Raw genomic sequence first — 3,680 nt, forward strand, 5'->3', positions numbered from 1 at the left:
TTGGCCCTGCCCGCCACGACGGCGCCTGGATGTTGGCCTGACAGGCGGTGTCACCGTCCGGGCGGCCTCCTCATGATCTCGGGCCGCCTCCCAGCCGCCGAGCGCCTTTCCTGACCGGCCACGTGAGAAGCTCACGCACAAACTACCCGCCTGACAGGATCAGCCACCTCAGCGGCCTCCTAGGCGCGCCAGACCGGCTCGACCCGACCAGGGTTGAGCGTGGTCCGCCCGCTGCGAGGCGCCGACCTCGACCGCATGGCTGCGCAGGGTGCCGACCTGGGCCGCATGGCCACCGCCGGCTTCCGCATCACCGAGGTGCACCAGGGCGACGGTGGCGACGGGGTCATCCTCAAGCGCTAGCCACCGGTCCCGCGACGGCCCCCGGCACTCCGCCGGGGGCTGGTTCGTCATGCGGGCGCCCGACGCGTCGCTGCCCGTGGCCGATCTATGTGGAGACCTTGACACTGGCACCCCCCACAGCCCCCCCAAGAGCGCCGGTGCCAGCTTCCCAGGGGAGCCGCGGGTGGCATCCACGCTCCCCCCGCCGCCCCCCCAGCAGCGCCGGTGCCATGGCCGGGCGACCACCAGGCACACGCTATTCGGTGATGACCCCGACTCGGGAGTGGTCGCCGAGCATGAGCCGGTAGGCGCGGGGACGCTCGGTGGCCCGGCCGACCTCGACGTTCTTGCCAATCAGGCTCGACTCGATGCGGCGCAGGTCACGGATGGTGGACTGCTCGAGCACGACCGAGTTCTCGATCTCGGCCGAGTCGACCAGGCAGTCGAAGTAGATCGAGGTGAACGGTCCCACGTAGGAGTCCACGATCCGGGTCCGCTCGCCGATGATCGCCGGGCCGCGGACGGTCGACCGCTCGATCACCGCGCCGGCCTGGACGACCACCTTGCCCTCGATCCGGGAGTCCCCGTCGACGGTGCCCTCGACCCCTGGGACCAGGCCGTCGAGCACCTGCCGGTTGGCCTCGAGGAGGTCCTCCAGCCGGCCGGTGTCCTTCCACCAGCCGGTGATCAGGTGCGGGCGGACGTCGTAGCCGGAGTCGACCAGCCACTGGATGGCGTCGGTGATCTCCAGCTCGCCCCGATCGCTGGGCTTGATCGCGTGGGTGGCCTGGTGGACGTGGCGGTCGAACATGTAGACGCCGACCAGGGCCAGGTCCGACCTGGGCTTCCTGGGCTTCTCGACCAGCCGCACCACCCGGCCCCCCGGGCCCAGCTCGGCCACGCCGAAGCGCTCGGGCTCAGGCACCTTGACCAGCATGATCTGAGCGTTGGGGCGCTCAACGCGGAACTCCTCCACCAGCGGGGTGATGCCGTCCAGGATGAGGTTGTCGCCCAGGTACATGACGAAGTCGTCGTCGCCGAGGAAGCGCTCGGCGGTGAGCACCGCGTGGGCCAGGCCGAGCGGCGCCTCCTGCCGGATGTAGGTGACGTCGGCGCCCCAGGGCGACCCGTCGCCCACGCTGGCTTGGATCTCGGCCGCGGTGTCGCCCACGATCATGCCGATGTCGGACACCCCGGCTGCGACCAGCGACTCGAGCACGAAGTGCAGGATCGGCTTGTTGCCGACCGGCACGAGCTGCTTCGCGCTGGTGTGGGTGATCGGGCGCAGGCGGGTGCCGGAGCCGCCGGCAAGGACGAGTGCCTTCACGACACGCTGGTCGGCGCAGGGTCGAGGTGGAACGACGAGCCGACAGTGAGCACCAGCACGCCCTTGACCGCCGCGGTGGAGTTGGACGGGGCCTTGATGACCTTGACCTGCGGTCCGAGCAGGGCGCCGAGCAGCTGCGCCTGCTGGGTGAGCTTGGTCGGGTAGGTGAGGATCGAGGCGGCGCCGGTGGGTGCCGACGCGTTCGCCGTCGTGATCACCCGCACGCCGTAGCTTTCCAGGGCGTCGGCGGCCTTGCGCGCCGCGCCCTGGACGCTGCCGCCGTTCAGCACCACCAGGCGGGTGTCCTTGATGGTCGGGCTCCCGGTGGGGAGCCCCAGCGGCGGCAGCGTCCTGGCGTCCTCGCGGATCGCCCTCATCAGGATGGGCGCCTCGGGCGAGGTGTAGACGAAGGAGGGGCCGGGATAGCTCGGGAACACCCGCATGTCGATCGAGCCCGAGGAGATCCCCCGCATCCGCCTGGCCAGCGAGAGCGCGTCCCCGGCCTTGAACGTGTCGTCGGTCTTCACGTGGTCGGACAGCAGGTCGGCGATGCTCTTCATCTTGGGCAGGTTGACGAGGTTGCCGGTCGACGACAGCTTGGCGATCAGCGCCTTCATGAACGCCTGCTGGCGGCCGATGCGGCCGAAGTCGGAGTCGATGTGGCGGGCGCGCACGTAGGCGAGGGCGCCGACCCCGTCCATCAGGCGGCAGGTGTGGGCGGGCAGGTGGAGGTTGGCGTAGGAGTCGTCCCAGTTCTTGCCAGTCGGGTTGCAGAGCCTCACACCGCCGACCGAGTCGACCACCTTGAGGAAGCCGGCGAAGTCGAGCTCCACGTAGTGGTTGATGGCCAGGCCGGTGACCTGCTCGACCGTGCGCACCATCTGGTCGGGGCCGCCGGCGTAGGCCGCGTTGATCTTCGAGGTCCGCCCGTCGCTCTGGACCTTGAGGTCGCGGGGGATCGAGATCATGACGGCCTTGCCGTTCCTGGGGCTGATGTGGATCACGATGATCGTGTCGGTGCGCCCGCCGTCGACCTCGGACGTCTGCAGCCGGCCCAGCTCCTTCCTGCTGAGCCCGGTGCGGGAGTCGGAGCCGACGAGCAGGATGTTGGTGGGCTGGCCGCGGCCGACCCCGGAGAGGCCCTGCACCTTCTGGGCGCCCTTGCCGATGAGGGTGTCGGTGTAGCGCAGGCCGACGACCACCCCGACGACGCCCGCGACGAGCAGCACCGCCATGACCAGCGCCACGGTCCGCAGGAGCCTGCGGCGGCGACGGCGGCTGCGCGGCCGGTACTCGTTGTCCAGCCGGTACTCTGCGTCCGGAACCTCCGCCTGGTCCCAACGCTCGTCCTCGACCTGGTATGTCCGGCTGTCCTGCACCGGCGCGGCCCGACGAGGACGCAACGTGGTGGTCGTTCGGCGGTCGTTCACCAGGTCGGGCTCCCTAGGGAAGGTTGGCGACGTCGAACTGCCGAACCCGTCGCGCGGTGGACCAGTGTGGTGAGCGTAGCATGCCCCTCTGGGCTCGACCTGACGCCTGAGCAAACTGATATAGCGCCGCAACAGACCGGGGACGACCTCGGTTTTCCCTCTGTTTGCACCGATATGCAGGGAAAGGTTCCACCGACCGTGTACCCTGACGCACCCCGCGCTACCCGGCCCCGCATCGGCAGCATTGCCGATCTCGTCGAACGGCAGATGGGCCGCTACGGAGACAAGCCGTTCCTCACCTGGTACGACGACGACCGGGGCGAGCGGGTGGAGCTGTCCTTCCGGACGTTCGAGAACTGGACCGCGAAGGTGGCGAACCTGCTCGTCGAGGAGGTGGGTGCCGGCCCGGGCGACCGGGTCGCGGCCGTGCTCGGGGGTCACTGGCGGGGCGCGGCGATCGCCTTCGCCTGCTGGCGGGCCGGGGCCTGCCTGGTGCCGGTGGACGTCGACGCACCCGCCGGGGCAGTCGCGGCCAGGCTGCGCGCGACCGGGTGCGAGGTCGCGTTCGTGGGCGAGTGGCGGCT

Annotated in this window: 4 protein-coding genes; 2 read left to right on the plus strand and 2 right to left on the minus strand. The window is 70.4% G+C overall.

From position 1 onward, the window contains the following. Window positions 1-219: 219 nt before the first annotated feature. The gene (locus VG276_19905) at window positions 220-360 is read left to right on the plus strand and encodes a hypothetical protein (GenBank protein HEV8651591.1); all 141 of its coding nucleotides are present in this window, start codon (window positions 220-222) and stop codon (window positions 358-360) included. Window positions 361-595: 235 nt separating this feature from the next. Here the strand turns inward: VG276_19905 and VG276_19910 are convergent, their stop codons facing one another. Beyond that, a complete protein-coding gene (locus VG276_19910; GenBank protein ID HEV8651592.1) occupies window positions 596-1,666 on the minus strand; it encodes a glucose-1-phosphate thymidylyltransferase in 1,071 nt (356 codons plus the stop codon). Further along, entirely contained in the window at window positions 1,663-3,096 is a 1,434-nt protein-coding gene (locus VG276_19915; protein ID HEV8651593.1) for an LCP family protein, read from the minus strand. Before VG276_19915 ends, VG276_19910 begins: the two co-directional genes overlap by 4 nt. A gap of 198 nt (window positions 3,097-3,294) precedes the next feature. On the opposite strand from VG276_19915, the gene VG276_19920 reads away from it, so the two are divergent. Next, window positions 3,295-3,680 (plus strand): TIGR03089 family protein (locus tag VG276_19920; protein HEV8651594.1); only part of this gene is annotated, 386 nt, incomplete at its 3' end.

It is taken from the genome of Actinomycetes bacterium (assembly GCA_036000965.1).
GTDB lineage: Bacteria > Actinomycetota > CALGFH01 > CALGFH01 > CALGFH01 > DASYUT01.